The sequence below is a fragment of the Schumannella sp. 10F1B-5-1 genome (assembly GCF_006517535.1).
GTDB lineage: Bacteria > Actinomycetota > Actinomycetes > Actinomycetales > Microbacteriaceae > Schumannella.
The window spans coordinates 1-426 of sequence record NZ_VHQH01000316.1 but is presented as its reverse complement, the minus strand read 5'-3'; the positions used below and the strand labels follow the sequence as shown (position 1 = coordinate 426).

The 426-nt window shown below is 53.3% G+C and carries 1 protein-coding gene; it reads left to right on the top strand.

Annotated features, from left to right (window positions below):
• A partial coding sequence (locus tag FJ658_RS15850) for a DNA polymerase (protein ID WP_255447777.1) occupies window positions 1-426 on the top strand: 426 nt, incomplete at both ends.

Here is a 426-nt window from a genome sequence, read left to right as displayed (position 1 = left end):
CTCCGACGAAAGCGTGTATGGCAAAGGCGCGAAACGCGCTGTTCCGAGCGAGGACGTTCTGTCGGAGCACTTGGGCCGTAAAGCTCTGGCAATTCAGAGCCTGCGCGAGAAGCTGGTTCAAGAACTGGAAAACAATGACCAGCTGGAGCTGTTCGAAGAGCTGGAGATGCCTCTGGCTCTGATTTTGGGCGAAATGGAGAGCACCGGTGTCAAGGTGGATGTTGATCGTCTGAAGCGTATGGGCGAAGAACTGGGCGCCAAGTTGAAAGAGTATGAAGAGAAGATCCACGAGATCGCCGGTGAACCGTTCAATATCAATAGCCCGAAACAACTGGGTGTGATCCTGTTCGAAAAGATTGGCCTGCCGGTTGTCAAAAAGACCAAAACTGGTTACAGCACGAGCGCGGACGTGCTGGAGAAATTGGC